The organism is Natrononativus sp. DTA114 (genome assembly GCF_059736515.1).
Genome location: NZ_JCASSN010000001.1, coordinates 169,595 through 195,590, shown reverse-complemented (window position 1 = coordinate 195,590; position 25,996 = coordinate 169,595). Strand labels below are relative to the sequence as shown.

Below are 25,996 nucleotides of genomic sequence, written 5' to 3'. Positions count from 1 at the left end.
CGCGCCTCGATTCAGCGATACTCGAGATGGGTGGATCGCTCTCCGACGGCTGGTGTCAGATGGAGTCGACTGGCCCAACGAACTCGTTCTCGCCCGTGTCGTGGTGAAAGATGTCGACAGACTCGGGAACCGCATCGAAGGTGACGCGCCCGGAGTACTCGATCTCCGACGGACATCGATCACAGTCCTCCGACTCTTCGGGAGACTGTACCATTACGTCGATTCGCACGTCGTCGACGTTTCGGTCGGGTTCGCCAGCGCCGTCTTTGACGTCGACTGCCAGTCGAAGACACGGTTTGTACGTCGCCACGGTCCCCTCGATCGCGAGTTCGGGTTCCGTTTCCGCGAACGATGCAGTCGCAGTGTGTTGCGGTTCGTCGACGCAGTCGGTACCGTCGATCCGAAGGTCCCTGGTCGCTGCTTCGGGTGGCTCTTCAGAGCCAGTGGCCGACGTCAGCCGATCAGCACACCCTGCGAGCAGGGTCGTCGACCCGATCACTAGCAGCGACTCCCGGCGATTCATGATACCCGACTACTTCGATGCGTGTTAAGTGGTTTTTGGCTGACAGCCGCCGAGGAGACGCCGTCTCCCTCACATCGAAGTACGGGTTGACCGGATCGCACGGAGAGTGACACCCGCGTGAGCGACTATCCCCCTCCGCTAACGCCAGGTCGCTGCCGTCTGCCACTGAGCGCAGTATTCGCCCCGGTGAAAGACCGACCGCTCGAGAACTTAGATGATCGACTCGTCGACGGTCGGGCTCACGCTGCCGGTGTGGGCGTAGACGCCGACGACGAGTACCGTCCCCGCTGCGATGGCGATGACGGCGCTGACGGCGTACATGATCTCGAAGCCGATCGTTTCGGCCAGCGGCAGCGAGATCAGCGGGCCGAGGCCGCCGCCGACGTCGCCGAGGACGTTGTTCGTCCCCATCGCCCGCCCCATCCGATCTTCGGGCGTGAGGTCGGCGAGCAGGGCAGTGAGCGGGCCGCCGACGCCGCCCTGGCCGGCCCCGATCAGGATGCAACCGAACACGACGATCCAGAACGACGGCGCGAGCACGAGGACGAAAAAGCCGAGGCTGTTCAGGACGAGAAAGCCGACGAGGACGGGGACTCGAGCCCCCACCGTATCGCTCATCACGCCGCCGGAGATGGTGAAGATCGCTCCCGCGAGGACCGTGACGGCCATCAACATCCCGGAGGTCCCCTGCTCTTCGAACGCGACGGGGTAGCCGAGGATCTCCGTCGAGATGGTGAGCCCCTCGACCTGGAGATAGAGCACGAGCGTCGAGAACAGCACGCCGACGTAGGCGAAGTAGAGCCCGAAGTTGACGAGGCCGACGGTGACGGCGGGGATCGTGAGTTCCAGATCCCACGGTTTGACCGACTCGTCGTGCTCTTCGACGTGCGTTTCGGGGACGATGAAGTAGGCGATGATACTCGCGAAACCGGCGAAGGCGGCCGCGAGGACGAACGCCGCGGTGTTGCCGTAGATCTCGCTCGTGATCCCGCCGAGAACGAGTCCCGCGGGGAAGCCGAAGGTGATGCCGGCACGGACGATCCCCATGCTCGTCCCGCGGGAGTCGGCCTCGCTGACGTCTGCGGTAATCGTGTACGCCGTCGCGAAGACGAGGGCGCTACCGAGCCCCCACAGGAGTCGCGCGAGCAGGAACCAGAACTCGGCGGCGTCCGGAAACAGCATCGCGATGACGTAGCCGAACGTCGCCACGCCCTCGATCGCCAGCCCGATGACGAACGGTTTGCGGGTCCCGATCCGGTCGACGAGCACCCCGGCGGGCGCGTTCGCGACCAGCCTGGTCCACCGGTTGGCTGCCAGGATCAGCCCGACCATGAACGCCGAGATGCCGAGCACCTCGCCGAGGTTGGGCAGGATCGGAAAGATGACGCCGCCGCCGAAGCCGACGAAGAACGTACTCGCGACGACGGCGAGGACGATGCTCCGGGGACTCGGCTCGTTGTTAGTCACTGGCGATCGCTCCGAAATCCATTTCGATTCGTAATACGATTCTCATCGATCGCTCTTGACTATTCCGAACATCCCCCAATCGTGCCGGTACGGGGGTCGAGCCGGCGTCGCGGCTCAGAAGGTGGTGAGCTCGCCGTCGATGACGCTGCGGGTGATCTCGGTGACGTTCGCGAGCTGGTCGTCGACGATCGCTTCGGTCTCGGTTTCGACGTCGGCCAGCGAGACGCCCTCGGCGGTGACGACGTGGACGTCGGCGACGTGGGGCTGGTCGATCGGTCGGCCGATCTGGCTCAGGAGTCGAACGCGGAGGTCACGGATGCCCTCGACGTTCGCGACGACCTCCTCTGCGATCTGCGTCGAGAGGAGGTTGTAGATCTTGCCGATGTGGTTGACCGGGTTCTTGCCGCTCGTCGCCTCCATCGACATCGAGCGGTTCGGTGTGATGAGCCCGTTCGCGCGGTTACCCCGCCCGACGGAGCCGTCGTCACCCTGTTCGGCGGAAGTTCCGGTCACGGTGAGGTAGATCGACCCCGAGTCGACGTCGTCGGCGGTGTTGACGTGGACGTTCACGTCGCGGTCGGTGTACTCACCGGCGACATCGGTAACGAACTCGCGAACCGATTCGACTGCGTCGACGTAGGCGTCCATGTTTTCGACGTGCTCGTCGACCATCGCCGCGGCGACGGTGACGTCGATCCGATCGCCCTCGCGTTTGCCCATGATCTTCACGTCGGTACCCAGGTAGGGGTTCTCGGCGGCGAACTCGCCGTTGAGACGGCGCTCGGCGTTGCGGACGATCTCCTCGGTCTCTGACAGCGGCGCGTGGCCGACGCCGAAACTCGTGTCGTTCGCCATCGGGACCGTAATCTCGTCTTCGCCGAAGACGTCCTGGAGGTCGCCGCTGCCCTCGCCGAGCTTGACGTCGACGATGATATCGGTGCCGAACTCGAGCTGGGGAAGCTCCGACTCGAGGTAGTCGCGGGCGGCGCGCACCGCGATCGCCTCCGTCGGGATCGTCTGGCCCTCGTAGTGTTTGGTCGCCCGGCCGACGATGAGCACGTAGATCGGATCGACGACCTCGCCGCCGCCGAAGGCCGGCGCAGCCTCGCCGGCGACCAGCTGAGTCTCGTCGGTGTTGAAGTGGAGCACCTTGCCGACGCGGTCGAGGTACGCGCGGGCCAGCGCCCCCGCGACGCTCTCTGCGATCCCGTCACAGATCGAATCGGGGTGCCCGATCCCCTTTCGCTCGACGATTTCGACTTCCTGATCCTCCACGGCGCGTCGATCGATCGGCTCGACGCGAATATTGCGGTCTGTCATTGCTCTGATTTCCCCACCGGCCGTTCTATAACTTGCGAAAACACGGCTCGATGCGATAATGCCCCACAGTTATTTCGAGCCGCTCAATCCTCGAGCGACAACTCGAGATACGACGTTCGAATCTGGTCCTCCGGATCGAGCCCCAGTCGCTCGAGGACGTCGTAGGCGCCGTTGCGGGCGTCCTCGAGTTCCGCCTCCGTCGCGTCGGTTTCGACCTCGACGAACTCGCCGACGCCGTCGACGGAATCGAGGGTGACCGTGTAGCCCTCGATCGCGAACCGCGAGCGTTCCTTTCGGACCGTGGCGGCGGGATCGAACCCCAGATTCGTGAGAATCGTCTCGAGGGCCTCGTGGTCGTCGGCCCCCGTCTCCGCCTCCTCGCGAGTCTTCGAGGCGTCGTCGACGAGCGGACCCTTGTAGGTGAGCCGCGTCTCGGACTCGTCGCCCTCCGCGGCGGACTCCCGGCGGATCCGGAGCGCCTCGTCCGTCTCGGGAAACGACCGATGCGGTGCGTCGTAGTAGGTATCGACCTGCACGACGGTTCCGACCGGCCGGGCCTCGAGGGCCTCGAGGCGGTCGCGAACCGCCGCGAGATCGGCGGGAACCTTCAGTTCGACTTCGTACATACGGGGGGACACGCGCGGCCGCCGGAAAAACGGTCGTTTCTCGATCGGTGCTCGAGCCAAAACGTCGTCCTTAAATGTAGACGGCGGGACGTTCACTGTATGACCGAGGATCAGGAGGCCGAGCTCGAAGAGCAGGCCGACGACGCCGATGAGGAAGTCGAAGACGCAGCCGACGGACTCCAGTCCGGCGACTTCGTCAGGATCGACTACACCGCACGCACCGTCGAGGACGACCAGCTGGTCGACACGACCGACCCCGACGTCGCCGAAGAGGAGGGCGTCGACGACCAGGACCGCGAGTTCGAACCGCGCATCATCGTCCTCGGCGAGGGACACATCTTCGAGGAGGTCGAAGACGAGATCATCGGAAGCGAGGCCGGCGTTACCGGCTCCGTGACGATTCCCGCAGCCGAGGCCTTCGGCGAGTACGATCCCGAAGCCGTCGAGACGATCAGCGCGGAGAAGATTCCCGAAGACGACCGCTACCCCGGCGCTCACGTTCAGGTCGACCAGCAACACGGGAGCATCATCACGATCCTGGGCAGTCGCGCCCGCGTCGACTTCAACCACCCGCTGGCGGGTGAGGACGTCGAGTACGAGTTCGAGATTCTCGAGGAGGTCGACGACCGCGAGGAGCGCGCGGCCGGCCTGTTCGGCATGTACCTCGACGTCGAGCCTGAGATGTGGATCGAGACCGACGAGGTCGAAGAGGAGGTCGAGGTCGAGTCCGACGACGATGAGGACGAGGACGCAGAACCCGAGTTCGAGACCCAGACCGTCGAGAAGGAGACGCTGTACATCGAGGCGACCCCGCAGCTGACGATGAACCAGCAGTGGATGTTCTCGAAGCAGCAGATCGCCCAGGATCTGATGGAGAAGGTCGACGTCGACCGTGTCATCGTCCAGGAGGTCATCGACGGTATGGGCGGCATGGGCATGCCCGGCATGATGGGCGGTATGGGCGGTATGGGCGGCGCTGGCGGCGAGGACATCGAAGACGCGCTCGAGGACGCCGACATCGACGCCGACGAGATCGTCGACGAACTCGAAGGCGCCGACGAAGAGTAGTCGACTCCCCCGCTTCTAACTGCAACGCGCGACCGACTCGAGTGAGCGGCGCGTCCGCACTCGTTCACGTCGGGTACGGCGTCCACCAGGGGCTTTTGACGTGTGTCAGCCCACGCTCAGTAAGTGTACGGTTGCCGGTTGCAACGGCAGAAAACAGCCGCCGAGTCGCAACTCAGGCGATATCGCGGCTCGTATCGATCTCGACCTGTTCGGAGAGCTGCAGTTTGATCGTCTCGGTCGGCGCGCCGCCGCCGCGGAACTTCGGAATCGAGAGCTGGTTTTCGATCTCGGAGCCCTCGATCGTCGTCCGGAGGTCGAAGACGGCGTCGGCGAGGTGTTCCGTCCGGTACCGGTTCGGAGGCTCCGTAGCGCCCTTGAGGCAGTGTAAGACGGCGATACTTCCCGTATCGATCATGTGTCCTTTGAGCTGATTGAGAAAGTCGACGTACGCCGCCGATTCGGCCTGCTCGAGGACGTTCATCGTGTCGATGATCAGGTTCGCTCCCTCGGGGACCGCGCTGGTGAGCCGGTTCGCGTCCGCGAGCGGATTCTCGCTGGCGACGTGTCGTACCGTCGGACTCCCCGATCGCGTCTGCGAGGAGTCGATCGCGTGACGGACGAGCGCCTCCGATCGTTCCGTCGAGAGATACAGCGTGCCGCGGGCGGCCGTGAGTTCGTACAGCAGGAGTTCGGACTGGCTGGCCGGATCGGCGGTGTAGGCGACCACACACCCCGGCGGTAACCCACCGTCGAGTTTGCGGTCGAGTACGTTAATTCCGGTCTGTAGCCGACCAACCATACAGGTACCATGATTTTCCCGACCGGCTGTATAACTCTTTGTGTTATCGGATGTCGATCGGTTACTACCATCCATTCGAGAACGATCGCCGTCGAAACCCGACCGGGAACCGAGTGGACCGCGCGAAAACGTCGGCCATCGAATGGTGAGATTCAAGGGGCAACGGGGAGCCGTATCGAACGGATGCGCCACGACCATCTCATCACGAGCAAACAACTCTCGCGGGCGGATATCGAGGGGGTTCTCGACCGTGCCGCCGAGATCGACGCCGATCCGGGCGGCGTCGCCGACCGCCACGCCGGGACGCTGCTCGGCCTCCTCTTTTTCGAGCCGAGCACGCGGACGAAGATGAGCTTCGAGACGGCGATGAAGCGCCTCGGCGGCGACGTCGTCGACATGGGCTCGGTCGAATCCTCGAGCGTCAAGAAGGGAGAGAGCCTCGCCGACACGGTGCGGGTCATCGAAGGGTACGCCGACGCGCTCGTCTTGCGCCACCCAAAGCAGGGATCGGCGACGATGGCGAGCGAGTTCGTCGACGTGCCGCTGATCAACGCCGGCGACGGGGCCGGTCACCACCCGTCCCAGACCCTCCTCGATCTGTACACGATCCGAGAGAACGCCGGTCTCGACGATCTGACGATCGGGATCATGGGCGATCTGAAGTACGGTCGGACGGTCCACTCACTGGCCTACGCACTGACGAAGTTCGACGCCCGTCAGCACTTCATCAGCCCCGAGAGCCTGCAGCTTCCGCGCGAAGTGGTGTACGACCTCCACCAGGAGGGCGCCTCGGTCCGCGAGCACGAAGACCTCGAGGCGATCCTTCCCTCCCTCGACGTGCTCTACGTCACCCGGATCCAGCGCGAGCGGTTCCCGGACGAAAACGAGTACCAGCAGATCGCCGGCGAGTACCAGATCGACGCCGCGGCGCTCGAGGCGGCGAGCGACGAGCTAACGGTGATGCACCCGCTGCCGCGCGTCGACGAAATCGCCCCCGACGTCGACGCGACCGACCACGCGGCGTACTTCGAACAGGCCCACAACGGCGTGCCGGTCCGGATGGCGCTGCTCGACCTCCTCCTGGGTGAGACGAAATGACGAACGACGACGCTCACGAACTCCTCGTAAGCAAGATTCGGAACGGAACCGTCATCGACCACGTCCACGGCGGGCAGGCGCTGAACGTCCTCACGATCCTCGGGATCGACGGCAGCGAGGGCGAACAGATCTCCATCGGGATGAACGTTCCCTCCGATCGCCTCGCACGCAAGGACGTCGTGAAAGTCGAAGGGCGCGAACTGAGCCAGGACGAAGTCGACGTGCTCTCGTTGATCGCTCCCGACGCCACGATCAACATCGTTCGCGACTACGACGTCGTCGAGAAACACCGCGTCGAACGGCCCGAGGAGGTCACGGGAGTGCTCACGTGTCCGAACGCGAACTGTATCACGACCGGCGGCGAACCCGTCACCTCGGCCTTCGAGGTGCTCGCGGACGGCGTTCGCTGTGCCTACTGCGAGACGATCGTTCGCGAGGAGATCGCCGCCCTCATCGACGGCTGAGCGGTCGTCCGGCGGCACCGACCCGGCGGTCACGGTCGACTGCCGCCCGACGTATAGTTAGCAAGACAGAATATCTAAGTGACCTCCAGCCGATTCTCCGCGTGCACATGTCGCGTTCGATAAAAATTCTGGTCGCACTGGTCGCAATCGTCGTCATCTGGAAGCTCTTCCTCAGCGGTCCCTCCGAGGTCGAAGTCGAGTACGAACCGGTCGAGTAGCCGACTTCCGAACGCCTTACTCCCTCGAGTCCCTACCCTCTCGTATGTACGGCGTGGTCACGCGAAACGAAGCGGAGGTGGGGTGGGGGGAGTTCGACCGCGGGTTTTACGAGGTCAAAGACGTCACCGGCAGAGCCGCCGATCCGATTCCCGACGCCGTGAATATGGTTTCTTGCTTCGGCGACAACGCGGCCGCCGACGCCGACCCGTCGCTCGTCCCCGTCGACGATATGGGTCGGCCGGCGACTCGCGACCGGAAATACTTCGACTGGGCCTACATCTGCCCCTCCCGAAAGGAGTACCGCGAGGGGCTGTTCGAGATCATCGACGACTGCGTCGAGGCCAACGAGGACGTCCGCCTCGACGATATCGGCTTCCCCCGCCCGGAGTACTGTCACTGCGGTTTCTGTGAGCGCGACTTCGAGGAGAGTGCGTACGACGACTGGTACGCCTGGCGGGCGAGCGTGATCACCGACTTCCTCGAGGCGGCGACCGACCGCATTCCGGGCCGGGTGTACATGACGCTCTATCCCGACCCCTACCCCGGCCATCTCTACGAACGGGCTGGCATCGACCTCGAGGCCCTCGAACCCCACGTCGACGAGTTCGTCGTCCCGCTGTACGACACCGCCTACGGGACGACCTACTGGCTCGAGACGATCGCGAAGGGATTCGAGAGCGCCCTCGAGACGCCGTTCAGCATCGAACTGTACGCGGTGAACGTCGACATCGACAACCTGATTCACGCCGCCGAGGTAGCGGGTGCGTACGGCAACGAGGTGTTCTTCGGCTACGACGCGAGCAACGCCCGTGCGGCGCTTCGACGGATGGACGCCGACGAGCGGGAGGGAGTCTCGCACGGCGAGCCGAGTTCGTAGCCACCTACCGAACGAGGGTGTCTTCGGGGTTGTTTCTGCCACTCAACTGCTGTGTGTGAACGATACACGCATCGCTTTTGCGTATCCACGACGAACGGTCGACTATGTACGAGCGCATCCTCCTCCCGACGGACGGCTCCACGACGACCGATCGCGCGCTGGAGAACGCCATCGATCTCGCGACGCGATACGGCGCATCGTTGCACGTGCTCTACGTAATCGATGCGACCGTCTTCGCCAACGACGTCGAAACGGGAACGATCGTCGAGGAGTTCGAAACCAGCGGCGACCGGATCGTAACTGACGTCGCAGAGCGGGCACAGGCGGCGGAACTCGAGGCGGTCGTGACCGACGTGGTCCGGGGAACACCGCACGAGAAAATCCTCGAGTACGCCGACGATCACGGGATCGACATGATCGTCATGGGAACGCGCGGGCGGACGGGGATCGATCGGTACCTGCTGGGCAGCGTCACCGAAAAGGTCGTCAGAATGTCCGATATTCCCGTGTTGACGGTCCGCGAGCGCCAGACCTGAACGGTCGGCTAACCCGAAAACCGATCGGTCGGCCACGCGGCTTTTTGAGCGAGTCGGTCGTACTACGTCTATGTCCGCTCGGACTTCCTTCGACGTTGCCTGTCCTGACGACCGCGACTGTTCGGTGCTCGTCCTCGGCCTTTCGAACCCCGGCTTCGCCGGCGTCACCGCGACCGACTACCTGGTCCGACACCTCGAGTGTGAGGAGATCGGCCACGTCGCGCCCGATGGCCTGCCGGCGATCACGCCGTTTGCGGACGGCGAGCCGCGCAATCACACCCGAATCTACGATGTTCCGGAGACGCCCCTGGCGTTGCTCGTCGGCGAACTGTTCGTCCCGGTGTGGGCCGCCGCCTCGTTCGTCGACTCCGTTCTCGAGTGGGCGGAGACGGCCGGTATCGACGAAATTGCGATCCCCTATGGGGTCGCGTTCCCACACGGCGAGGACGAGCACAGGGTGTTCACCGTCGCCACCGAACCGTTTCAGGAGCGTCGGCTCGTCGACGCGGAGTACGACGGGCTTACCGGCGGCGTCCTCGACGGCATCGTCGGAGAGCTGATGGCCCGGAGCCTCAACGGTGAGGCACCACCCGCGGGTGCGCTCGTCACACCGATTCATCCACCGGGACCGGACCTCGAGGCCGCGCTGTTGCTCGTCGACGCCACAGAGCGACTGTACGGGATCGACGTCGACGAGCGCGAACTCCGCGAACAGTCCGATCAGCTAGCCGAGTACTACGAAACCCTCGCGGATCGCATGAACGCCCTACAGGAGGAGGCCCCCGGCGGCCGCGACTACCCCGTGGATCGCAGCTACATGTGAGCGAGCCGCGGCCGGCCGGTGAAACCGTGTACGGAAAGCGGCGGCGTTTTTACGCTTCCCGTCGCACCTCGAACCATGTCACTGCCGACTGCGCTCGAGGCCGCTGACGGACCGCGGGCGATCGACACCCACGCCCACCAGCCGACGAGCGAGTTCCTGCACGACGCGGGCGGCGAGATGATGCGCGACGCCGCCGACCGCTTCGGGTCTGACCTCGAAACTGACACGTACGAGAACATGATCGAGGAGTACCACGAAGTGGGGGTCGGCCGGGCCGTCTTGCTCGGGTGGGACGCCGAGACGAATACGGGGAACCCGCCGGTTCCCAACGACTACGTCGCGGAGGTTCGAGACGAGTATTCCGACTTCTTCATCGGGTTCGGCTCCGTCGACCCGCTCAAAGAGGACTGTGCCGAAGAGGCGCGACGCTGCGTCGAGGACCTCGATCTCTCCGGGTTCAAGTTCCAGCAGATCGCTCAGGGATTCGACCCCTCCGACCCCGAACACGAAGCGCTGTGGGCGACCATCGAGGAACTCGAGGTTCCCGTCGTCTTCCACGGCGGCAACTCGACGCTCGGCGCGTGTGCTCCCGGCGGTCGCGGACTCAAAATCAAGTACGGCAACCCGATGCTGATCGACGACGTCGCGGCGAACTTCCCCGACCTCCAGATCCTCATCGCCCACCCCGCGTTCCCCTGGGAGAGAGAACAGCTCGCCATCTGCCAGCAGAAGGGGAACGTCTACATGGACCTCTCCGGCTGGATGCCCAGGTACATCGACGAGCAGGTGCTCCACTACGCGAAGACCCTCCTCAAGGACAAGGTCATGTTCGGCACCGACTACCCGATGCTCGAGCCGAAACCGTGGCTCGAGCAGTTCGCCGACCTCGAGTTCAGCGAGGAGCTACAAAGAAAACTCCTCTGGGAGAACGCGGAGTCGTTCCTCGGGCTGTGAGTTCGGCCTTAAAAAGTCGACGAGCACGGCGTAAACCCCGTCCGCCTCGAGTTCACCACGCACGGTGAAGGGGGTGGGACGCCAACGGGTGCGTCTACAGGATGTCGTCGTCGTCGTCTCGATCGCGACGACTTCGGTGATCGTCGTCGTCACCGATCAGACTGTCATCGTCGTCACCGATCAGGTCGTCGTCATCGTCGCGCATTCCGGTATCGCGATCTCCCGTCGTCCCACCGGTAGCCGTTCCCGTCGACCGGCCGGTGTCGGTGCGAGACGATCCGACGCCCGAGAGGTCACTCTCGAGTCTGATCTCGTCGTCCGTGACCCGAGAGACGGCCTGCTCCTGGAGGGGGTAGGCTTCCTCGCCCGTCCCCTCCCAGCCGAGTTTCGCTTTGATCGTGTCTGTGATACCTGGGTCGGGTTCGACGTGTGCGGTTCCGTGTTCGACTGCCGCGACGATCCCGACCTCGTCACCGTTTGCGTTGACGACCGACTTTCCGATGTCGTCGTCGCTGAATTGAGCGGACATTGCACTCGGACCCACCACGAACCCGAGTAAGCCAGTGGTGCTTGCAGATGCACGTCACCGAAACCCCGGAAAACGCCGCCCGCGTTACTCGAACTCCGGTTGGCGTCCCTCGAGAAACGCGTTCACCCCTTCCTCGTGGGCGTCCGAGGAGTACGCTTGAACCTGTAACAGGTTCTCGTAATCGAGCGACTCCGACCAGTGTCGGCCCAGGTTCTCGTGCATCGCCTGTTTCATCAGCCCGATCGTTCGCGTGGGGCGACGACCGAGTCGGTCGACCGTCTCCGTGACCCGTTCTTCGAGGTCCTCGGACGGAACGGCTTCGTTGATCAGGTCGTAGTCAGCTGCCTCCGCAGCGGAGAAGAACTCGCCGGTGAACGCGAGCTGTTTCGCGGTGCGAAGCCCGACGAGTTGGGGCAAGAGGAAGGTCCCCCCGGTGTCGGGAATCAGTCCGACCCGGACGAACGCACAGGAAAACCGTGCATCCTCCGTTGCGTACGCGAAATCCGACAGCGCGGCGATCGCGAGCCCCGCACCGACGGCGTCGCCGTTTACCTTCGCCACGATCGGTACCGGACACTCGAGCATCTCCTCGACGACGCGGCCGAACGTCTCGCAGACCCGCTCGTAGGCCGCCTGCGGCCCTTCGGTTCGCTCGGCCATCGCCTGGATGTCGCCGCCGGCGCTGAACGCCGCCCCCTCTCCCGTGAGGACGACCGCGTGATGATCGTCCGGCGAGGCGGTCGCGATCGTCTCGGCCAGTTCCTCGGCCGCATCGGTCGAGAACGCGTTCATCACGCCCGGCCGGTCGAACGTCACCGCCAGCACTCCGTCGTCGGATTCGACGTGCATAGCTCAGCGGTCTGTCGCGCGAACCTTAACTGTTGTATCCTCGGCCCACAGCGGGGTGTCGCCTCAGCCGTCCCCAGCACCGTCGCTCGGGGGCGTCGAAAACAACCGCGAAGAAACAGGAACCCGAGCTCCCGCCGACTCGAGATCCCGGTAAAATCTCAGTTCCGGAAGCGCTGTGCGACGGTGACGCTGACGAACAGCGCGAGAATAACCGCGCCGAGCGTGATTCCTGCCAGCGCCGAGAGTCCCGTCGCAGAGGCGAGCAGCAGCAGCGTGCTCACGAACGCCGCGCCGAAGTAGTAGCTGCTCACGTTGGTCGTCGTCTCCGCATCCGACTCAGCCGTCTCGGTGTCGGTCGGCTCGAGGTAGGGGTCGAACTGATCGGCCGCGGACGTGCGCTCGACGATCCCCCGGCTCTGGTTGTAGTTGATAATCCCCTCCTCATCGAGTTTCGGCAGGTGTGATTGGTACAGCGAGATGTACACGCGCTGGCGCTCGTCCGAACTCAACTGTTCGACCGTCGTCTCGTTCTCCCAGGCCGCGACCTGCTCTGCGAGATCGCGCATGCGAACCGGCTCGTCGGCCCCCTGCAGGTAACGCAGGGCGTCCCGGCGACGGCGCGTCTGCAGGATGTGGAAGATGTCGTCTTTGTCGAGGTCGACCGTCTGTGACTCACTATGGTCACCGGTCTGTCCCGCAGCCGCGTCGTCGGAGATGGTCTGTGTCGTGCTCATTGTCTCACTTCCTCCTTATCCCGAATCAGTAATAAAGCATTGAACGCCTCCCGACCGTATAGAACGATTTCAGACCGTTTCTCGGCCGGTTTCCCGATTTACAGGCCTCGAGTCATCGATTTGGTTGGTAAGATGGAATTAGGATGAGATGATCTATGATCCCATCGTGTTAGTCACCGTTTATTCTGTTCAACACTCTTCAAAACCGATGCAGTCGGGCGGTTTCTCCGGGAGAATTTACCTCGAGAACAGTGTCGAAAAACAGTATTTTTCTCGAGTGAGTCGCGATCGAGTGTCTCTTTGCGTGTCGTTCGAAGCCGATGAAACAGTCCCGCGATCGTTGACATGTGCGAGAGTCTCTGACACGGTGGAATGAGTGGGGTTCTCATCCCAACTCGAGGGAGCCGTGGGTATCGCGGGCTCGAGGGGGGTCACGGCGGTCCGACTTGCTGTCGAAGAACGGCTTTCGCGATGCCAGTGTCAAATGTGGCTTCGACAGCAGAGTCAAGAACCTGCTACGTCGAGCACCAGTGTCTGCTGGATCGGCTCGAAACCGAGTTTTTCGTAGAACGCGATCGCACGATCGTTGTCGACGTCGACTTCGAGCGCGAGTTCGCCACAGTCGTTCTCACGCGCCCGTGTTCTGACATGCTCGATCAACTCGCGAGCCAGACCGGTGCCGCGATAGGACTCACGGACGTAAATGTCACAGACGAAAAGACGATCGGGCCGGTCGAAAACGCTTGGTGATTCGTCTCTTTCGGTACCGATGAAGCCGACGAACTCACCCCCGCCAGCAGCGATCGAGTCTCCGTCGTGAGAGCCGGCGACGGCGATCCACGTGCGATAGCTCTCGGTTTCGAGGCGCTCGAGTCGATACTCGAGTTCTTCCTCGATGATGTCGACGTCCTCAGCGAGCGCGAAGTCGTCAACGAGCGCCTCGAGTTCCCGGTTGTAGGGGAGCCACAGGGTCTCGAGATAGCGACGAACGGCCGCCTCGTCCGCGGGGAGTCGACGAATGTGCATGCATATGGGTGACAGACGCGTGACTTGTACCTGTTGTTCGGATCGTCGAATGCGTTGAGATGGACGTGTGTTGAGGCGGAAACTATCCGACGCGTGTAACGGTGCTCGAGGCGTTTCAGGTGGCTTGTTCCGGGGCAAAAGGGGCCGGGCGCGATTGTGAACTACGCCCGAGAACCTGCGCGAGGCGCAGAACCTCGGTCTAGTTCAAATCGCTTCCGTCCGGTTCACTCACTGGTTCGCTGCGCTCACCAGTTCGTTGCACGGGCCGGGCGCGATTTGAACACGCGACCGTCTGATTAAGAGTCAGACGCTCTGCCTAACTGAGCTACCGGCCCTGTATCCTCGACTTTCGGGTGTGCGGTAAAATAGGTTTTGCTTGGTTGGCGGCGTGTGAGTAGTGGACATCCGTCCCAGAACGTCACAGTCTTCGGGAGCGTTAAGTACGGTGAGTCCGACCAGAGTGTACATGAGTACGGGGGTCACCATCTCGTCGACATCCGACTACGCTATTCTGGGCTGTGGGAGCGTCGGCTACGCCGTCGCCGAGGAACTGGTCGGGCAGGGAAAGGACGTGCTGATCATCGACAAAGACGAGAACCGCGTCGAGTCGCTTCGCGATCAGGACCTCGACGCGCGGACCGCAGATATCCGTGAACCCGAAACCGCGGAACTGATCGCGGATCGAAGCGTCGTCCTCATTCTCGCGTCGGACGTCGAATCGAACAAGCGTGCGGTCGAGCACATTCGATCAGTGGACGACGACCAGTTCGTCGTCGCCCGCGCGAGCGATCCCGTCTCCGGCGACGAACTCTCCGAACTGGGCGCAGACATCGTGATCAACCCCTCTTCGGTGATCGCCGACTCCGCCCTGCGGGCCCTCGAGTCGGGCGAACTCGAGTACAACGCCGCAAAGCTCGCCGACATTCTCGAGGAGACGACCGACCGGCTGGCGATCGTCACCCAGAACAGTCCGGACCCGGATTCGATCGCCAGCGCCGCGGCCCTGCAGGCGATCGCGGCCCACCTCGGTGTCGACTCCGACATCGTCTATCTGGGTGACATCGGTCACCAGGAGAACCGGGCGTTCGTCAATCTCCTGGGAATCGAGCTCCTGCAGTGGAACGACATCGAAGACCACTCGGTGTACGACACGGTCGCCCACGTCGACCACGCCGCCGCGAGCGAGATTAACCTCGACGTCGACATCGTGATCGACCACCACGAACCCGACGACGAGTACGACCCCTCTTTCGTCGACATTCGGCCGAACATGTCCTCGACGTCGACGATCATGACGAAGTACACCCAGGAGTTCGACATGAGCGTCTCCGAAGCGGTCGCGACCGCCCTTCTCTACGGCATCCGCGCCGAAACCCTCGACTTCAAGCGCGATACCACGCCCGCGGACCTGACTGCCGCCGCCTACCTGTACCCCTTCGCGAACCACGACACGCTGGAGCAGGTCGAGTCGCCGTCGATGTCCCCCGAAACCCTCGATGTGCTCGCCGAGGCGATCGCTAACCGCGACGTCCAGGGAAGCCACCTCGTCTCGAACGCCGGCTTCGTCCGCGACCGCGAGGCGCTCACACAGGCGGCGAGTCACCTGCTCAACCTGGAGGGCGTGACGACGACGGCCGTCTTCGGCATCGCCGAGGAGACGATCTTCCTCGCCGCGCGCTCGAAGGACATCCGGATGAACATCGGAAAGGTGCTCGACGACGCCTACGGCGAGATCGGCGAGACGGCCGGCCACTCGACGCAGGCGAGCGCGGAGATTCCGCTCGGCATCTTCACGGGGATCGAAATCTCGGAGGATACGCGGGAAACGCTGCTCGAGTTGACCGAAGAGGCGGTCAAGCGGACGTTGTTCGATGCGATGGGCGTCGAGGGGACAGAGGGCTCGAACGGAAGTTAGGCAACGACCTCTTCTTCCTCGTCGGCGTCGCGAAACCGTTCGACAACGTCGTTGACGAGAATCACGTCCCCGACCGCGCGCACCCACCGGTACGGAATAATGACTCCCCTGGCGCTCCTGGCTTCCTCGGCGAACAGTTCCGTATTGAGGTTCCCGAGTGCGAGCCCCGTCACGGCCTCGCCGTCGACGTTCAACCGAAGATCCTCGACGTCCCCGACGAAGACTCCGTTGTTCGAGTACACCTCACGTCCGACGAGGGACGTTATCTCCTGGGTGGTGTCGTCCATACCGAGGCCCATGCGCGGTGGACTCTTAATTCTTGGTCAGATGCGTTCGCCGTCAGCCCCCGCTACGATACGCGCCGGTTTATCGCGGTGAGACGACCGACCAGCAGGGTAGGTATTTAAACCTCCCGTCTCGGACAAGACCACGGGTTGAGGCGAGGCCGTAAATCTGGTATTGAGGCGGCGTTCTGGAGCCGTAATCGGTGGAGTGTCTACCGAATCCCACCCGTATGAGTTTATAAATAGGCGTAACACATACATAATTGAAATAGTATCCTGAGGGGTGGATCGGAGAATGAGGCTATACCACTGAGGAATAAACCGTAGAGTGCCGGGGTGCCTTTCGAAAGGCAGACCGGATGCCTCTGACAAAATTGCCGCTCGGCGGACCGAACACCCGGATCGGTCCGTCCCCGATTCTCACCGATCGAGAGCGAAGCGAGCGTCCGACGAGCGCGTGATCGATCGCCGCCGCGTCACCGGGATCCGATCGCATCGACGTTCGCGTGCTCTGAGAGGAGGGTCTGCATCTCCTCGACGGTTCGTTCGTCACGCGTCCGACCGCTTCGCACGACGTCCTCGGCCCGTTCGACGGTGGTGAGCGTATCCGTTTGCACCGCCAGGATCGGAACGCCCTTCTCGGTCGCCTGTCCGACGATCGCACCCGAGGGTCGGTGGCCGCCGGTGAGGATCAGGCACCGAACACCCGGAGCCTCGAGTGCCGCCGTGTGGATCTCCGAGCGGTCACCGCCCGTGATGACTGCGGCGTCTTTCGTCCGCCGGAAGTGACGGAGTGCGCTGTCGGCCCCCATCGCTCCCACCGAAAACCGCTCGACGTAGGCGTCGGTCCCCTCGTCGACGAGGAGGGTCGCCCCGAGTTCGTCGGCGAGGGTCGCGACCGTAACCCCAGCGAGCGTTCGTTCTCGAGGGAGAACGCCGTAGACGGAAATATCCCGCCCCTCGAGGAACGGAACGACGTCGGTTTCAAGCTGGTCGTAAGCGGCATTCGAGACGTTGTTGAAGAGAACGCCGGCGAAGCGGTCGCCGAGGGTTCGCCGTGCCGCGAGGACGTCGTCGACGTCTCCCGGCGACTCGTAGGGGGCGATCAGTACGACCCGGGCGTCGACCAGATCGGCGACGTCGGCGTCGGTGAGATCGACGATTCCGCCGAGATCGAGGTGGCCGCCACCCTCGAGGATCATTCTGTCTGTGTCAGCGGAAAGCGTCGCGAACGCCTCCTGAATACGTTCTCGGAGTTCGTCCGGATCTTCGCGCCCGCGAATCGCCTGCTCGATGAACGTCGGCGAGTAGACGACGGGCTCCAGATCGTGCATCTCCGCCTCGAGGTCGAGCACCTCGCGGGCGAGCAGCGGATCTTCGTCCAGGGTCTTGCCGACGTTGCTTTGCAGGCGCGTCCCCTTCGGTTTCATGTAGCCGACCGTTTCCCCACTCTCGCTCGCGAGGCGGGCGAGTGCGAGTGCGACGGCCGTTTTCCCGGTGCTCTCGTGAAGTGAACTGATGAGTAGTGTGTCTGTTTCGGTTGTCATTGCGATAGCTTCTCCGTGTCAACGGTCAGTCTGAGGTCGATCGCCTGTACGCCGTCGGGCCCCGCCACGAGCGGATTCACGTCGAGTTCGAGGATCGCCGGAAAGTCGGTGACGAGCTGTGACAGGCGCTGGATCGTCTCGACGATCGCCTCGAGATCCGCCGGATCGCGCCCGCGAGCGCCGCGCAACAGCGGGGCGGCCCGAATCTCGTCGACCATCTCGCGGGCCGCCCTCTCCCCGATCGGGGCGACGCGGACCGACGTGTCCTCGAGGATTTCGACGAAGATGCCGCCGAGGCCGAACAGCAAGAGCGGGCCGAACTGCGGGTCCCGGTTGACGCCGACGATCGTCTCAGTCGACTCCTCGAGGTCCAGCATCTCCTGGACCTGGACGCCGAGGATCGTCGCGTCCGGCTGGTAGTTACGGGCGCGAGCGACGACGTCCTCGTAGGCATCGGCCACCGCCTCGTCGCTCACGCCGACTTTGACGCCGCCGATGTCGGACTTGTGGGAGATGTCCGGGCTGACGATCTTCAACACGACGTCCCCGTCGATCGACTCGGCGACCGAGACGGCCTCGTCCGGATCGTCGACGATCTCGCCCGTTGGCGTCGGGATGCCGTACGCGTCGAGAAGCTCCATCGCCTCGACGCCCAGGCGGTTGTCCGTCCGGCCCTCTGCTCGCTCGAGCACCGACCGGGCGCGTTCGCGGTCGACGTCGAACGTCGCCGGCTCGTCGACGCGCCGGTTACGGATGGCCCGGTACCGGGCGAGCGCGTCCAGCCCCGACACCGCCCGCGCGGGATCGAAGTAGTTCGGAATGCCGAACTCCCGCAGTCCGGTCTCGGCGGCGCGAGCGCGGTCGCCGCCCATGAGACAGGTGACGACCGGCTTCTCGTGTTCGGTGTGGCGACCGATCACCGCCTCCGCGAGTTCGTCGTACCGGAGTACCGCCGTCGGCGCGCTCACGACGACCGCGGCCCCGACGTTCGGATCGCCCAGCGCGATGTCGAGCGCCTCGTCGAAGCGTTCTAAGTTCGCGTCGCCGATGACGTCGATCGGATTGTAGACGTTCGCCTCCTCCGGCATTGCCTCCTCGAGCGCGTCGATCGTCTCCTCGGTAAAGGAGGCCATCTCGAGGCTCGAGTCGCCGACGGCGTCGGTGGTGAGCACGCCGGGACCGCCCGCGTTGGTGACGACGGCGACGCCGTTCGACTCGGGCGCCGGCAACCCCGAGAGGGCACGTGCGTAGTCGAACAGTTCCTGAACGGACTGCGCTCTGAGGACGCCCGCCTGCTCGAGGCCCGCCTCGTAGGCTCGCTCGGTTCCGGCGATCGCCCCCGTGTGCGAGGACGCGGCTTTGGCACCCGCGTCGGTGCGGCCGGACTTGACGAGGACGACCGGCGTCTCGTCGGTGACCTCTCGAGCCGTCTCGACGAACGCGGAACCGTCGTCGATCCCCTCGAGGTAGCCGATGACGACGTCCGTCTCCGGGCTCTCGCCCCACTCGCGGACGAAGTCGGTTTCGTCGAGGACGGCTTTGTTGCCCAGCGAGACGACGTCGCGGAAGCCGATTCCCTGCTCGTTCGCCCAGTCGAGGACGGCCGTGATGAACGCACCTGACTGGCTCATAAACGAGATCGAGCCCTCGATGGCGTTCTCCGGGCCGAACGTCGCGTTCAGACCGACGCCGGTGTTCATCACGCCCAGGCTGTTGGGGCCGACGAGATTGAGGTCGTACTCGGCGGCGATCTCGCGCAGTTCCCGCTCGCGCGTTGCGCCCTCACCGCCGGTTTCGGAGAAGCCAGCGGTGATGACGACGACGTTCTCGACGCCGGCTTCGGCGGTCTCGCGGATCGCTTCGAGCACGATCGACGGCGGGACGACGATGACCGAGAGATCGACCGACGGTGCACTCTCGAGGTCGGGGTAGCACTCGAGTCCCAGTACCGTCTCACGGTTGGGATTGACCGGGACGACCTCCCCCTCGAAGTCCGCCTGGAGGTTCTCGAGGATCGCGCGGCCGACCGCACCCTCGCGGTCGGTTGCACCGACGACGGCGACTGACTCGGGTGCGAACAGCTCCTGTAACCTGCCCATCGGCTTCGGATTCACCGAGGAGGGAGTTAAAAGTGAACCCGACCTCAGGAAGTCGGCGGTCTCGACAGGCAATCAGTGCGTCGAGAGCGCGGCCACAGACCGGCTCGAGGCGGCGATCGCGAGCAGGTAGAAGCCGATCGCGACGACGACGATCGAGCCGCCGGCGGGCAGGCTCTGGTGGATCGAGAACGCGAAGCCGCCGAGCACCGACAGCTGTCCGACGATGATCGAGAGGTAGAGCGTCTCGCGGAAGCTGTGGGCGACCTGGGAGGCGGCGGCGACGGGGACGACGAGCATCGCGGCGACGAGGATCACCCCCAGCACCTGCATCGCGCCGACGACGACCACGGCCGTCATCACGACCAGCAGGGTGTTGTAGAACGTGACGTTGAGTCTGGCGACCCGCGCCGCCTGCTCGTCGAAGGTGATGAACAGGAGCTGTTTGTACGTGAGCGCGACGATGGCGACCACGACCACGCTGAGGATCGCCATCATCCGGGCGCCCTCGACGGTGACGACGGCGATACTGCCGAAGAGAAAGCCCTCGATATCGATCGCGACGGACATCATCCCACGGCTGTAGCTGATGATGAGCGTGCCGACGGCGAAGCTGCCGCTGAGCATGATCGCGATCGGGACGTCACCGTAGGCGTTCGTCCGCTCGGCGAGCCACTGCACGCCGAGGGCACCCAGGATGCCGACGACGAGGGCGACGAGCAGCAACGACCCCTCCCAGCCGGTGATCGCGATAACGACCAGGCCGACGGCGACTCCCGCAAACGCCGTGTGCGCGAGCGTCTCGCCGATCAGCGCCATCTGACGATGAACCAGGTAGGTGCCGACGAGCGGGGCGACGACGCCGATGAGGACGCCGGTCGCCAGCGACCGCCACATGAACGGATGCGAGAAGACGTTCGTTCCAAGGTAGTGGTCCATCCACATGCCCGCGATCATGAACTGTTCGTACAGGCCGCCGGTGAGCGGATACTCCCGGAGCCAGTCGACGACGAGGAAGCCGATCATGACGAACGCGAGTGTGCCGATCAGGACGATCAGCCCCACCTCGAGGCGGCGGCGCCGCTCGGGCGTCAGCGCGCCCTCGAGTCGTCGTCCGGGTTCGGTCAGTACGCTCATCAGTGATCGTGGTGGACGACCTGGCCGGTCGCGCCGTAGGCTTCCTCTAAGGCGTCGCTCTCGACGAACGATTCGGTGTCGCCGTGGTGGAACAGTTCGGTGTTGATGCAGGCGATGCGGTTTGCACGATCCGTGACGACGCCGATGTCGTGCTCGATGAGGATGATCGTGATTCCCGACTGGTTGAGCGATTCGAGCAGCCGGTAGAACGCGTCCCTGGACTCGGCGTCGACGCCGACGGTCGGCTCGTCCAGGGCGAGCAGATCGGCCTCGGAGGCGAGCGCGCGGGCGATGTAGGCTCGCTGGCGCTGGCCCCCGGAGAGCTGATTGATCCGCCGATCGGCCAGGTTGGTGATCTCGACGGTCTCGAGGGCGTCCTCGACGGCCGCCCTGTCGGCCTCCGAGAGTTGGGCGTGGCCGGCGCGAGCGAACCGTCCCATCGTGACTGCCTCTCGCACCGTAACGGGCATCGAGCCGCCGCGGTTGGTCGCCTGCTGGGAGACGTAGCCGATCCGCTCGCCTTCGGCGAAGGTGTCGATCGGCTCGTCGAACAGCCTGATCGAGCCGCTGTCGGGCGACTGGAGCCCGAGCATCAGGTGGAGCAGCGTCGTCTTCCCCGAGCCGTTCGGCCCGATCAGCCCGAGGAACTCGCCCGCTTCGATCGACAGCGAGACGTCTCTGACGGCGACCTGCTCGCCGTAGGCGAAGGTAACGTGCTTGAGGTCGACGACCGACGTCACGGGTATCTCACTCCGAACTCTGCCGCGGACGCGTTTAATTCTTCCATTGTCGCTCGAACCGACTGACCGCTGTCCGGAGCGGGATTGGACGCTCGCAAGGCGGTCATTCCGCCGCACCGAGCGCCTGTGCGAGCGAGGGGATGGTCACTTCCTCCATCTGTTCGACCCAGCCCCACTCGTTTTCGGCCCACTCGGCGGTCGTCCCTTCCGCGGGGGTGAGCGGCGCGACGTCGCTCGCACTGCTGTTCTCGACGATCGTTTCGGCCAGCGCCGGAACGTCGTTGTCGGGGTCGGGCGTCTCGAAGGGATCGTAAAGGATCGTGTCGATTCCGTATTCTTCGACCAGATCGATCGTCCCCGCGATATCCTCCTGGCTCGGCGAGTCGTTCGGCGAGACGCCGACCGGCGAGTGCAACTCGAAGCCGTACCGGTGCTCGAGGTACTGGAAGGAGTCGTGACCGGCGAAAATCGCGATGTCGCGCTCCGCATCGTCGGTGAGCGCTTCGAACTGCTCGTCGACGTCGGCCAGCCGGTCTCTGTACGCAGCGGCGTTCTCCTCGAGTGTCTCCGCGTCGTCGGGAACGATCTCGGCGAGTCCGTCGGCGATCGTGTCGACTATCTCCATGGCGAGAACAGGGTCGACCCAGACGTGGGGGTCGGCAAACTCCTCGCCGCCCTCCTCGGGCTCCTCGACGACCGCGGCGGCGATGAGGTCGTTGCTCGTGTCCCAGACGACCTCGCCGTCACTGCGGAGTTCGAAGACGAGCTGCGTTCGACCGGTTTCCTCGCCGGAAAGCCGGACCGAGTCGCCGTCGGACTCGATCGAGAGGAGTCCTTCCTGGGCGCCGTCCGCGACCGCCGCGTCGAGCTGAAACTGCTCGTCTTTCCCGACGGGGACCACGCGTCCCTCGTCGTCCTCGAACGCCGCGGCGAGCGAGAGTTCGCCCTCGAGCGGAATCTCCGGGAGGCCGCCGTGCCAGTGATCGTCGTGCCAGTCGGCCGCCAGCTCGCCCGTTCGCTGGTTGATCAGTCCGCCATCGTAGATGTCGAGGTCGTCGGGATCGAACTCGTGGTCGTGGTCGGGCTCCCACTCTTCGGGCGACCCCGCATCCCAGGCGAGCAGCTGGTCGTCGAGTCCCACCATCGCGTCGATGACGGCGACGTCGTCGTAATCGGACTCGAGCTGGGCGGCGATGTCCTGTGCCCAGGCGAACTCGGGGGTGTCGAGGAAGACGAAGACCTCCGTGCCTGCGATCTCTCGGGCGATGTCGGCGTCGGGCTCCCAGCCGTGCCCCATCTCCCCGGCTTCGACGGGGTTCTCGAACTCGAAAACGTCACTGCCGACCTGCTCGGCCCAGTCCCAGAGAGCGAAGAAGGCGGCGTACCCCTCGCGCGATTCGCCGCCTCCGTCGCCGTCGCCGTCGTCTCCGGGCTCGCTGAGACAGCCGGCGAGCGTGCCGAGCGCGACGGCAGCGCCTCCGCGCCGTAGCACCGAACGGCGTATCAGATCCATACCGGAGGATGCCACTACGCGGGTAAAAACGTTATTATGTGGGGTGGGGTTCTTAATAAATCGTGGCGCGTGACGGGGCGTCGTTAACAACGCCCCAGTGGCGGGGAAAGCGAGGGTGGGCTACTCTTCGACGACTTCGACGGTGATCGGCGGCGTGTCGTAATCGGAGTGGTCGCCGTGCCAGAGCTGGAAGACGACTTCGGTCATCCCCGCTTCTTCGCCGGTGATGTGGACGTGATCGCCGTGGGATTCGGTTTCGACGATCTCCTGGGCACCCTCCGCGACTTCGACGGTGAGTGTGTACTCGTCGCCGAGCGGGATCTCCTCGCCGTCTTCGTCCTTGACGTGTGCGCCCAGCGAGATGTGATCGCCGACCGGGACCTCGGGGAGTTCGTCGTGCCAGTGGTCCCCGTGGATGTACGCCGTTACCTCGTCGGTATCGCGGTCGATGATATCGAACTCACTGATCCCGTCGTCGTGGTCGTGGTCATCGTGGTCATCGTCGTGATCGTGGTCGTCATGATCGTCGTCGTGGTCGTGGTCATCGTGGTCATCGTCATGATCATGGTCATCGTGGTCGTCATCATGATCATCGGCGTGGTCGTCGCCACCCTCCCCTTCCTCGTCATCGTCGTCGCCGAGACAGCCGGCGAGTGCGAGGACCGACAGGGAGCCGGACGTGGCGAGCAGCGAACGGCGGGTCGTGGTGCGTGGATCAGCAGTCATTATCAGACACTACCCGGATTTTGTGGGTAGTTAGTAATCAAGCTGACGATATTGTTAATGAGTGAGCTACCCCCAGATGTTCCGAAATTCGACCGCTACTACCGGCGCCACGAGAGCGCGCGACCGCTCGGACAACGCTCTGGAGCCACGGAGCCAGGCGCCAGTATACTTATTTCGAATCGATACAGACGTGGTGACATGACGGACGCGACAGTCGAAGCCGACGAAACGCTCGAGACGCTGGCGAGTCTCCCGGAGGTTCGCGCGCCGGTGGCTTCCCCGGACGGCGACCGGATCGCCTTCTACTACGACGGGACGGGTCGAAACGAGCTCTACGTGCTCGACCGCGAGACCGACGAGCGAACACGGCTCAGCGACGGCGAGGTCCCGCGAGCTGTTCGATACCCGATCCGCTGGCATCCCGACGGCGACCGCCTCTTCTTCCACCGCGACGAGGGCGGCGACGAGCAGAACGATATTTTCTCGATCGACCTCGAAGGGAACGTCGAACGGGTCGTCAGCCGCGACGGCCAGTGCGTGCTCTCCGACGTCGGTCCGGACGGCCGGTACCTCTACTACGCGAGCGACGCCCGCGACCAGCTCAATCTCTATCGCCACGACTGCGAAACCGGCGATTTCGATCAGCTTACCGCCTACGAGCAACCCGCCCGGAGTGGCGTCGTCAGCCCCGACGGCGAGCGGGTCGCCTACGCGACCAACGAGTCCGACGACCTCGACAACCAGGACGTCTACGTCGCCGGCGCGGACGGCTCGAACGCGCGGAACCTCGAAATCGGCGACCACGGCGCCGAGGCCCGACCCGCGGCCTGGCACCCTGACGGCGATCGGCTGCTCGTCTCGGACAACTCCGAAGACCTCACGCGCTGTGGGGTGTACGACCTCGAGAGCGACGAGGTCACGTGGTACGGCGGCGACGCCGAGGAGTCGCCCGTCGAGTTCAGCCCGGACGGGAGCGGCTTCCTCGCGCTTCGCACCCGCCGGGCTGCGGTCGTGCCGATCCGATACGACCCCGCGGACGGGTCGGCGACCGAACTCGACCTCCCCGAGGGCGTCGCGAGCTATCCGGGCTCGATGGGCGGCGGCAATCCGTTCCTCGACGAGGAGTCGGTGCTCGTCAGCCAACAGACCTCGAGCCAGCGAAAGCGGCTGCTCGCGTACGATCTACCGAGCGACAAGAGTGAGGTGCTGATCGACGCCGAGTACGGCGGACTCGACCCCGACTCCTTCGTCGACTGCGAGTACGTCACCTTCGAGTCGCGGGACGAACTCGAGATCGGCGCACTGCTGTACGAGCCGGCGGAGTCGTCGACGACGGGAATCGTCCACGTCCACGGCGGCCCGCACGGCCAGTCCCGGCGGTGGTTCAGCCCGTACGTGCAGTTCCTGGTCAGCCGAGGGTACACCGTCCTCCAGCCGAACTACCGCGGCTCGGTCGGTCGCGGCCGCGAGTTCAAGAACATGGTCCGGGGCGACTGGGGCGGCGGCGAGCAGGCCGACGTCGCCAACGCGGGCCGCTGGCTCGCCGACCGGGAGGGGATCCAGGACGTCGCCGTGATGGGCGGCTCCTACGGCGGCTACAGCGCCTTCTGGCAGCTCGTTTCGTATCCGGAGATCTGGTCGGCCGGCGTCGCTCGCGTCGGCATCACGGACCTGCTCGCCCTCTACGAGGAGTCGATGCCCCACTTCAAGACGACCCTCGAGCAACAGCTCGGTGACCCCGGGGAGAACGCCGACTTCTACCGCGAGCGGAGCCCGCTCACCCACGTCGAGAACATCGAGGCGCCGATCTGTATCGTCCACGGGGTCAACGACCCGCGGTGTCCGATCTCGCAGGCCCGGCTGTTCCGAGACGCCCTCGAGACGAAGGGGTGGACCGAGGGAGAGGAGTACGCCTACCACGAACTCGGGGCGGAAGGCCACGGCTCCTCCGATATCCAGCAGAAGATCCGCAGCTTCGGTATCGTCGACGAGTTCCTCGAGGAGTACCTCGGATAGGGGTCGGCCGCCGGGAGCGATCGACGATTCTCTCCAATCGGAGCACCCGGGAGTGTCGCTCAGTCGTTGCGTTTCCACGGATCGGACCCACGGATAACCGACCGATCGAC

The 25,996-nt window shown here is 64.4% G+C and carries 25 protein-coding genes and 1 tRNA gene; 9 read left to right on the top strand and 17 right to left on the bottom strand.

The features are described from left to right. Nucleotides 1–55: 55 nt before the first annotated feature. The 4 genes from AC6I6S_RS01025 to cyaB all read right to left on the bottom strand — a co-directional run bounded on the left by AC6I6S_RS01025 (nucleotide 56) and on the right by cyaB (nucleotide 3,936). A complete protein-coding gene (locus AC6I6S_RS01025) occupies nucleotides 56–523 on the bottom strand; it encodes a hypothetical protein (protein ID WP_497947858.1) in 468 nt (155 codons plus the stop codon). Nucleotides 524–733: 210 nt separating this feature from the next. Beyond that, on the bottom strand, nucleotides 734–1,990 hold the full coding sequence (locus tag AC6I6S_RS01020) for an MFS transporter (protein ID WP_497947857.1): 1,257 nt from the start codon (nucleotides 1,988–1,990) through the stop codon (nucleotides 734–736). Nucleotides 1,991–2,104: 114 nt separating this feature from the next. Continuing rightward, nucleotides 2,105–3,310 carry a methionine adenosyltransferase gene (locus AC6I6S_RS01015; protein WP_497947856.1) on the bottom strand — a complete coding sequence of 402 codons (1,206 nt, stop codon included), beginning with the start codon at nucleotides 3,308–3,310 and terminating at the stop codon, nucleotides 2,105–2,107. Between the two features lie 83 nt (nucleotides 3,311–3,393). Then, complete coding sequence (cyaB, locus tag AC6I6S_RS01010) at nucleotides 3,394–3,936, bottom strand: class IV adenylate cyclase (RefSeq protein ID WP_497947855.1); 543 nt, start codon at nucleotides 3,934–3,936, stop codon at nucleotides 3,394–3,396. A gap of 99 nt (nucleotides 3,937–4,035) precedes the next feature. Here cyaB and AC6I6S_RS01005 point away from each other — a divergent pair, with 99 nt between their 5' ends. Beyond that, nucleotides 4,036–5,004, top strand: a complete 969-nt coding sequence (locus tag AC6I6S_RS01005) for an FKBP-type peptidyl-prolyl cis-trans isomerase (RefSeq protein ID WP_497947854.1) — start codon at nucleotides 4,036–4,038, stop codon at nucleotides 5,002–5,004. A 172-nt stretch (nucleotides 5,005–5,176) separates the two neighbouring features. On the opposite strand, the gene AC6I6S_RS01000 is transcribed toward AC6I6S_RS01005, so the two are convergent. Next, nucleotides 5,177–5,803 (bottom strand): RAD55 family ATPase, encoded by a 627-nt coding sequence (locus tag AC6I6S_RS01000; RefSeq protein ID WP_497947853.1) that lies wholly within the window; start codon nucleotides 5,801–5,803, stop codon nucleotides 5,177–5,179. A gap of 183 nt (nucleotides 5,804–5,986) precedes the next feature. Between AC6I6S_RS01000 and pyrB the strand changes: the two genes are divergently transcribed. The 6 genes from pyrB (at nucleotide 5,987) to AC6I6S_RS00970 (ending at nucleotide 10,774) form a co-directional block, all read left to right on the top strand. After that, the gene (gene pyrB, locus AC6I6S_RS00995) at nucleotides 5,987–6,901 is read left to right on the top strand and encodes an aspartate carbamoyltransferase (RefSeq protein ID WP_497947852.1); all 915 of its coding nucleotides are present in this window, start codon (nucleotides 5,987–5,989) and stop codon (nucleotides 6,899–6,901) included. Continuing rightward, nucleotides 6,898–7,365 (top strand): aspartate carbamoyltransferase regulatory subunit, encoded by a 468-nt coding sequence (pyrI, locus tag AC6I6S_RS00990; RefSeq protein WP_497947851.1) that lies wholly within the window; start codon nucleotides 6,898–6,900, stop codon nucleotides 7,363–7,365. Before pyrB ends, pyrI begins: the two co-directional genes overlap by 4 nt. A gap of 262 nt (nucleotides 7,366–7,627) precedes the next feature. Then, on the top strand, nucleotides 7,628–8,461 hold the full coding sequence (locus AC6I6S_RS00985; protein ID WP_497947850.1) for a hypothetical protein: 834 nt from the start codon (nucleotides 7,628–7,630) through the stop codon (nucleotides 8,459–8,461). 104 nt (nucleotides 8,462–8,565) lie between these two features. Further along, a complete protein-coding gene (locus tag AC6I6S_RS00980) occupies nucleotides 8,566–8,997 on the top strand; it encodes a universal stress protein (protein ID WP_497947849.1) in 432 nt (143 codons plus the stop codon). 70 nt (nucleotides 8,998–9,067) lie between these two features. Then, nucleotides 9,068–9,820, top strand: a complete 753-nt coding sequence (locus AC6I6S_RS00975) for a proteasome assembly chaperone family protein (RefSeq protein WP_497947848.1) — start codon at nucleotides 9,068–9,070, stop codon at nucleotides 9,818–9,820. Between the two features lie 75 nt (nucleotides 9,821–9,895). Continuing rightward, on the top strand, nucleotides 9,896–10,774 hold the full coding sequence (locus AC6I6S_RS00970; protein WP_497947847.1) for an amidohydrolase family protein: 879 nt from the start codon (nucleotides 9,896–9,898) through the stop codon (nucleotides 10,772–10,774). A 94-nt stretch (nucleotides 10,775–10,868) separates the two neighbouring features. Here the strand turns inward: AC6I6S_RS00970 and AC6I6S_RS00965 are convergent, their stop codons facing one another. From AC6I6S_RS00965 to AC6I6S_RS00945, 5 genes are all read right to left on the bottom strand, one after another. Then, complete coding sequence (locus AC6I6S_RS00965; RefSeq protein WP_497947846.1) at nucleotides 10,869–11,303, bottom strand: DUF8593 domain-containing protein; 435 nt, start codon at nucleotides 11,301–11,303, stop codon at nucleotides 10,869–10,871. A gap of 84 nt (nucleotides 11,304–11,387) precedes the next feature. Beyond that, complete coding sequence (locus tag AC6I6S_RS00960) at nucleotides 11,388–12,152, bottom strand: enoyl-CoA hydratase/isomerase family protein (protein WP_497947845.1); 765 nt, start codon at nucleotides 12,150–12,152, stop codon at nucleotides 11,388–11,390. A 158-nt stretch (nucleotides 12,153–12,310) separates the two neighbouring features. Then, on the bottom strand, nucleotides 12,311–12,886 hold the full coding sequence (locus AC6I6S_RS00955; protein WP_497947844.1) for a DUF7344 domain-containing protein: 576 nt from the start codon (nucleotides 12,884–12,886) through the stop codon (nucleotides 12,311–12,313). A 504-nt stretch (nucleotides 12,887–13,390) separates the two neighbouring features. Next, the gene (locus tag AC6I6S_RS00950) at nucleotides 13,391–13,912 is read right to left on the bottom strand and encodes a GNAT family N-acetyltransferase (protein ID WP_497947843.1); all 522 of its coding nucleotides are present in this window, start codon (nucleotides 13,910–13,912) and stop codon (nucleotides 13,391–13,393) included. Nucleotides 13,913–14,173: 261 nt separating this feature from the next. Continuing rightward, nucleotides 14,174–14,247: transfer RNA gene (locus tag AC6I6S_RS00945), tRNA-Lys, on the bottom strand. A gap of 131 nt (nucleotides 14,248–14,378) precedes the next feature. Between AC6I6S_RS00945 and AC6I6S_RS00940 the strand changes: the two genes are divergently transcribed. Continuing rightward, entirely contained in the window at nucleotides 14,379–15,827 is a 1,449-nt protein-coding gene (locus tag AC6I6S_RS00940) for a DHH family phosphoesterase (protein WP_497947842.1), read from the top strand. Here the strand turns inward: AC6I6S_RS00940 and AC6I6S_RS00935 are convergent. The 7 genes from AC6I6S_RS00935 to AC6I6S_RS00905 all read right to left on the bottom strand — a co-directional run bounded on the left by AC6I6S_RS00935 (nucleotide 15,824) and on the right by AC6I6S_RS00905 (nucleotide 23,870). Beyond that, nucleotides 15,824–16,114 carry a PRC-barrel domain-containing protein gene (locus AC6I6S_RS00935; RefSeq protein ID WP_497947841.1) on the bottom strand — a complete coding sequence of 97 codons (291 nt, stop codon included), beginning with the start codon at nucleotides 16,112–16,114 and terminating at the stop codon, nucleotides 15,824–15,826. The genes AC6I6S_RS00940 and AC6I6S_RS00935 overlap by 4 nt on opposite strands. 473 nt (nucleotides 16,115–16,587) lie before the next feature. After that, nucleotides 16,588–17,658, bottom strand: a complete 1,071-nt coding sequence (locus AC6I6S_RS00930) for a phosphotransacetylase family protein (RefSeq protein ID WP_497947840.1) — start codon at nucleotides 17,656–17,658, stop codon at nucleotides 16,588–16,590. Further along, nucleotides 17,655–19,757, bottom strand: coding sequence for an acetate--CoA ligase family protein (locus tag AC6I6S_RS00925; protein WP_497947839.1), 2,103 nt, complete (start codon nucleotides 19,755–19,757; stop codon nucleotides 17,655–17,657). The genes AC6I6S_RS00930 and AC6I6S_RS00925 overlap by 4 nt, the downstream gene beginning before the upstream one ends. Nucleotides 19,758–19,829: 72 nt before the next feature. Continuing rightward, nucleotides 19,830–20,891: a metal ABC transporter permease gene (locus AC6I6S_RS00920; RefSeq protein WP_497947838.1), complete on the bottom strand. Its 1,062-nt coding sequence runs from the start codon at nucleotides 20,889–20,891 to the stop codon at nucleotides 19,830–19,832. Then, a complete protein-coding gene (locus tag AC6I6S_RS00915) occupies nucleotides 20,891–21,631 on the bottom strand; it encodes a metal ABC transporter ATP-binding protein (RefSeq protein WP_497947837.1) in 741 nt (246 codons plus the stop codon). Before AC6I6S_RS00915 ends, AC6I6S_RS00920 begins: the two co-directional genes overlap by 1 nt. Nucleotides 21,632–21,734: 103 nt before the next feature. Then, nucleotides 21,735–23,144: a metal ABC transporter solute-binding protein, Zn/Mn family gene (locus tag AC6I6S_RS00910; protein ID WP_497947836.1), complete on the bottom strand. Its 1,410-nt coding sequence runs from the start codon at nucleotides 23,142–23,144 to the stop codon at nucleotides 21,735–21,737. Nucleotides 23,145–23,264: 120 nt separating this feature from the next. Continuing rightward, complete coding sequence (locus tag AC6I6S_RS00905) at nucleotides 23,265–23,870, bottom strand: hypothetical protein (RefSeq protein ID WP_497947835.1); 606 nt, start codon at nucleotides 23,868–23,870, stop codon at nucleotides 23,265–23,267. A 198-nt stretch (nucleotides 23,871–24,068) separates the two neighbouring features. Here AC6I6S_RS00905 and AC6I6S_RS00900 point away from each other — a divergent pair, with 198 nt between their 5' ends. Next, nucleotides 24,069–25,886, top strand: coding sequence for a S9 family peptidase (locus AC6I6S_RS00900; protein WP_497947834.1), 1,818 nt, complete (start codon nucleotides 24,069–24,071; stop codon nucleotides 25,884–25,886). Nucleotides 25,887–25,996 lie beyond the last annotated feature (110 nt).

Excerpts from the sequence above, each read along its gene's own strand:
- AC6I6S_RS01025 (WP_497947858.1), bottom strand. The coding sequence starts at position 523 with ATGAATCGCCGGGAGTCGCTGCTAGTGATCGGGTCGACGACCCTGCTC.
- cyaB (WP_497947855.1), bottom strand. The coding sequence starts at position 3,936 with ATGTACGAAGTCGAACTGAAGGTTCCCGCCGATCTCGCGGCGGTTCGC.
- pyrB (WP_497947852.1), top strand. The coding sequence starts at position 5,987 with ATGCGCCACGACCATCTCATCACGAGCAAACAACTCTCGCGGGCGGAT.
- AC6I6S_RS00965 (WP_497947846.1), bottom strand. The coding sequence starts at position 11,303 with ATGTCCGCTCAATTCAGCGACGACGACATCGGAAAGTCGGTCGTCAAC.
- AC6I6S_RS00950 (WP_497947843.1), bottom strand. The coding sequence starts at position 13,912 with ATGCACATTCGTCGACTCCCCGCGGACGAGGCGGCCGTTCGTCGCTAT.
- AC6I6S_RS00985 (WP_497947850.1), top strand. The coding sequence starts at position 7,628 with ATGTACGGCGTGGTCACGCGAAACGAAGCGGAGGTGGGGTGGGGGGAG.
- AC6I6S_RS00960 (WP_497947845.1), bottom strand. The coding sequence starts at position 12,152 with ATGCACGTCGAATCCGACGACGGAGTGCTGGCGGTGACGTTCGACCGG.
- AC6I6S_RS00935 (WP_497947841.1), bottom strand. The coding sequence starts at position 16,114 with ATGGACGACACCACCCAGGAGATAACGTCCCTCGTCGGACGTGAGGTG.
- AC6I6S_RS00970 (WP_497947847.1), top strand. The coding sequence starts at position 9,896 with ATGTCACTGCCGACTGCGCTCGAGGCCGCTGACGGACCGCGGGCGATC.
- AC6I6S_RS00930 (WP_497947840.1), bottom strand. The coding sequence starts at position 17,658 with ATGACAACCGAAACAGACACACTACTCATCAGTTCACTTCACGAGAGC.
- AC6I6S_RS01015 (WP_497947856.1), bottom strand. The coding sequence starts at position 3,310 with ATGACAGACCGCAATATTCGCGTCGAGCCGATCGATCGACGCGCCGTG.
- pyrI (WP_497947851.1), top strand. The coding sequence starts at position 6,898 with ATGACGAACGACGACGCTCACGAACTCCTCGTAAGCAAGATTCGGAAC.
- AC6I6S_RS00920 (WP_497947838.1), bottom strand. The coding sequence starts at position 20,891 with ATGAGCGTACTGACCGAACCCGGACGACGACTCGAGGGCGCGCTGACG.
- AC6I6S_RS00980 (WP_497947849.1), top strand. The coding sequence starts at position 8,566 with ATGTACGAGCGCATCCTCCTCCCGACGGACGGCTCCACGACGACCGAT.
- AC6I6S_RS01000 (WP_497947853.1), bottom strand. The coding sequence starts at position 5,803 with ATGGTTGGTCGGCTACAGACCGGAATTAACGTACTCGACCGCAAACTC.
- AC6I6S_RS00975 (WP_497947848.1), top strand. The coding sequence starts at position 9,068 with ATGTCCGCTCGGACTTCCTTCGACGTTGCCTGTCCTGACGACCGCGAC.
- AC6I6S_RS00940 (WP_497947842.1), top strand. The coding sequence starts at position 14,379 with ATGAGTACGGGGGTCACCATCTCGTCGACATCCGACTACGCTATTCTG.
- AC6I6S_RS00925 (WP_497947839.1), bottom strand. The coding sequence starts at position 19,757 with ATGGGCAGGTTACAGGAGCTGTTCGCACCCGAGTCAGTCGCCGTCGTC.
- AC6I6S_RS01005 (WP_497947854.1), top strand. The coding sequence starts at position 4,036 with ATGACCGAGGATCAGGAGGCCGAGCTCGAAGAGCAGGCCGACGACGCC.
- AC6I6S_RS00910 (WP_497947836.1), bottom strand. The coding sequence starts at position 23,144 with ATGGATCTGATACGCCGTTCGGTGCTACGGCGCGGAGGCGCTGCCGTC.
- AC6I6S_RS00905 (WP_497947835.1), bottom strand. The coding sequence starts at position 23,870 with ATGACTGCTGATCCACGCACCACGACCCGCCGTTCGCTGCTCGCCACG.
- AC6I6S_RS00900 (WP_497947834.1), top strand. The coding sequence starts at position 24,069 with ATGACGGACGCGACAGTCGAAGCCGACGAAACGCTCGAGACGCTGGCG.
- AC6I6S_RS00955 (WP_497947844.1), bottom strand. The coding sequence starts at position 12,886 with ATGAGCACGACACAGACCATCTCCGACGACGCGGCTGCGGGACAGACC.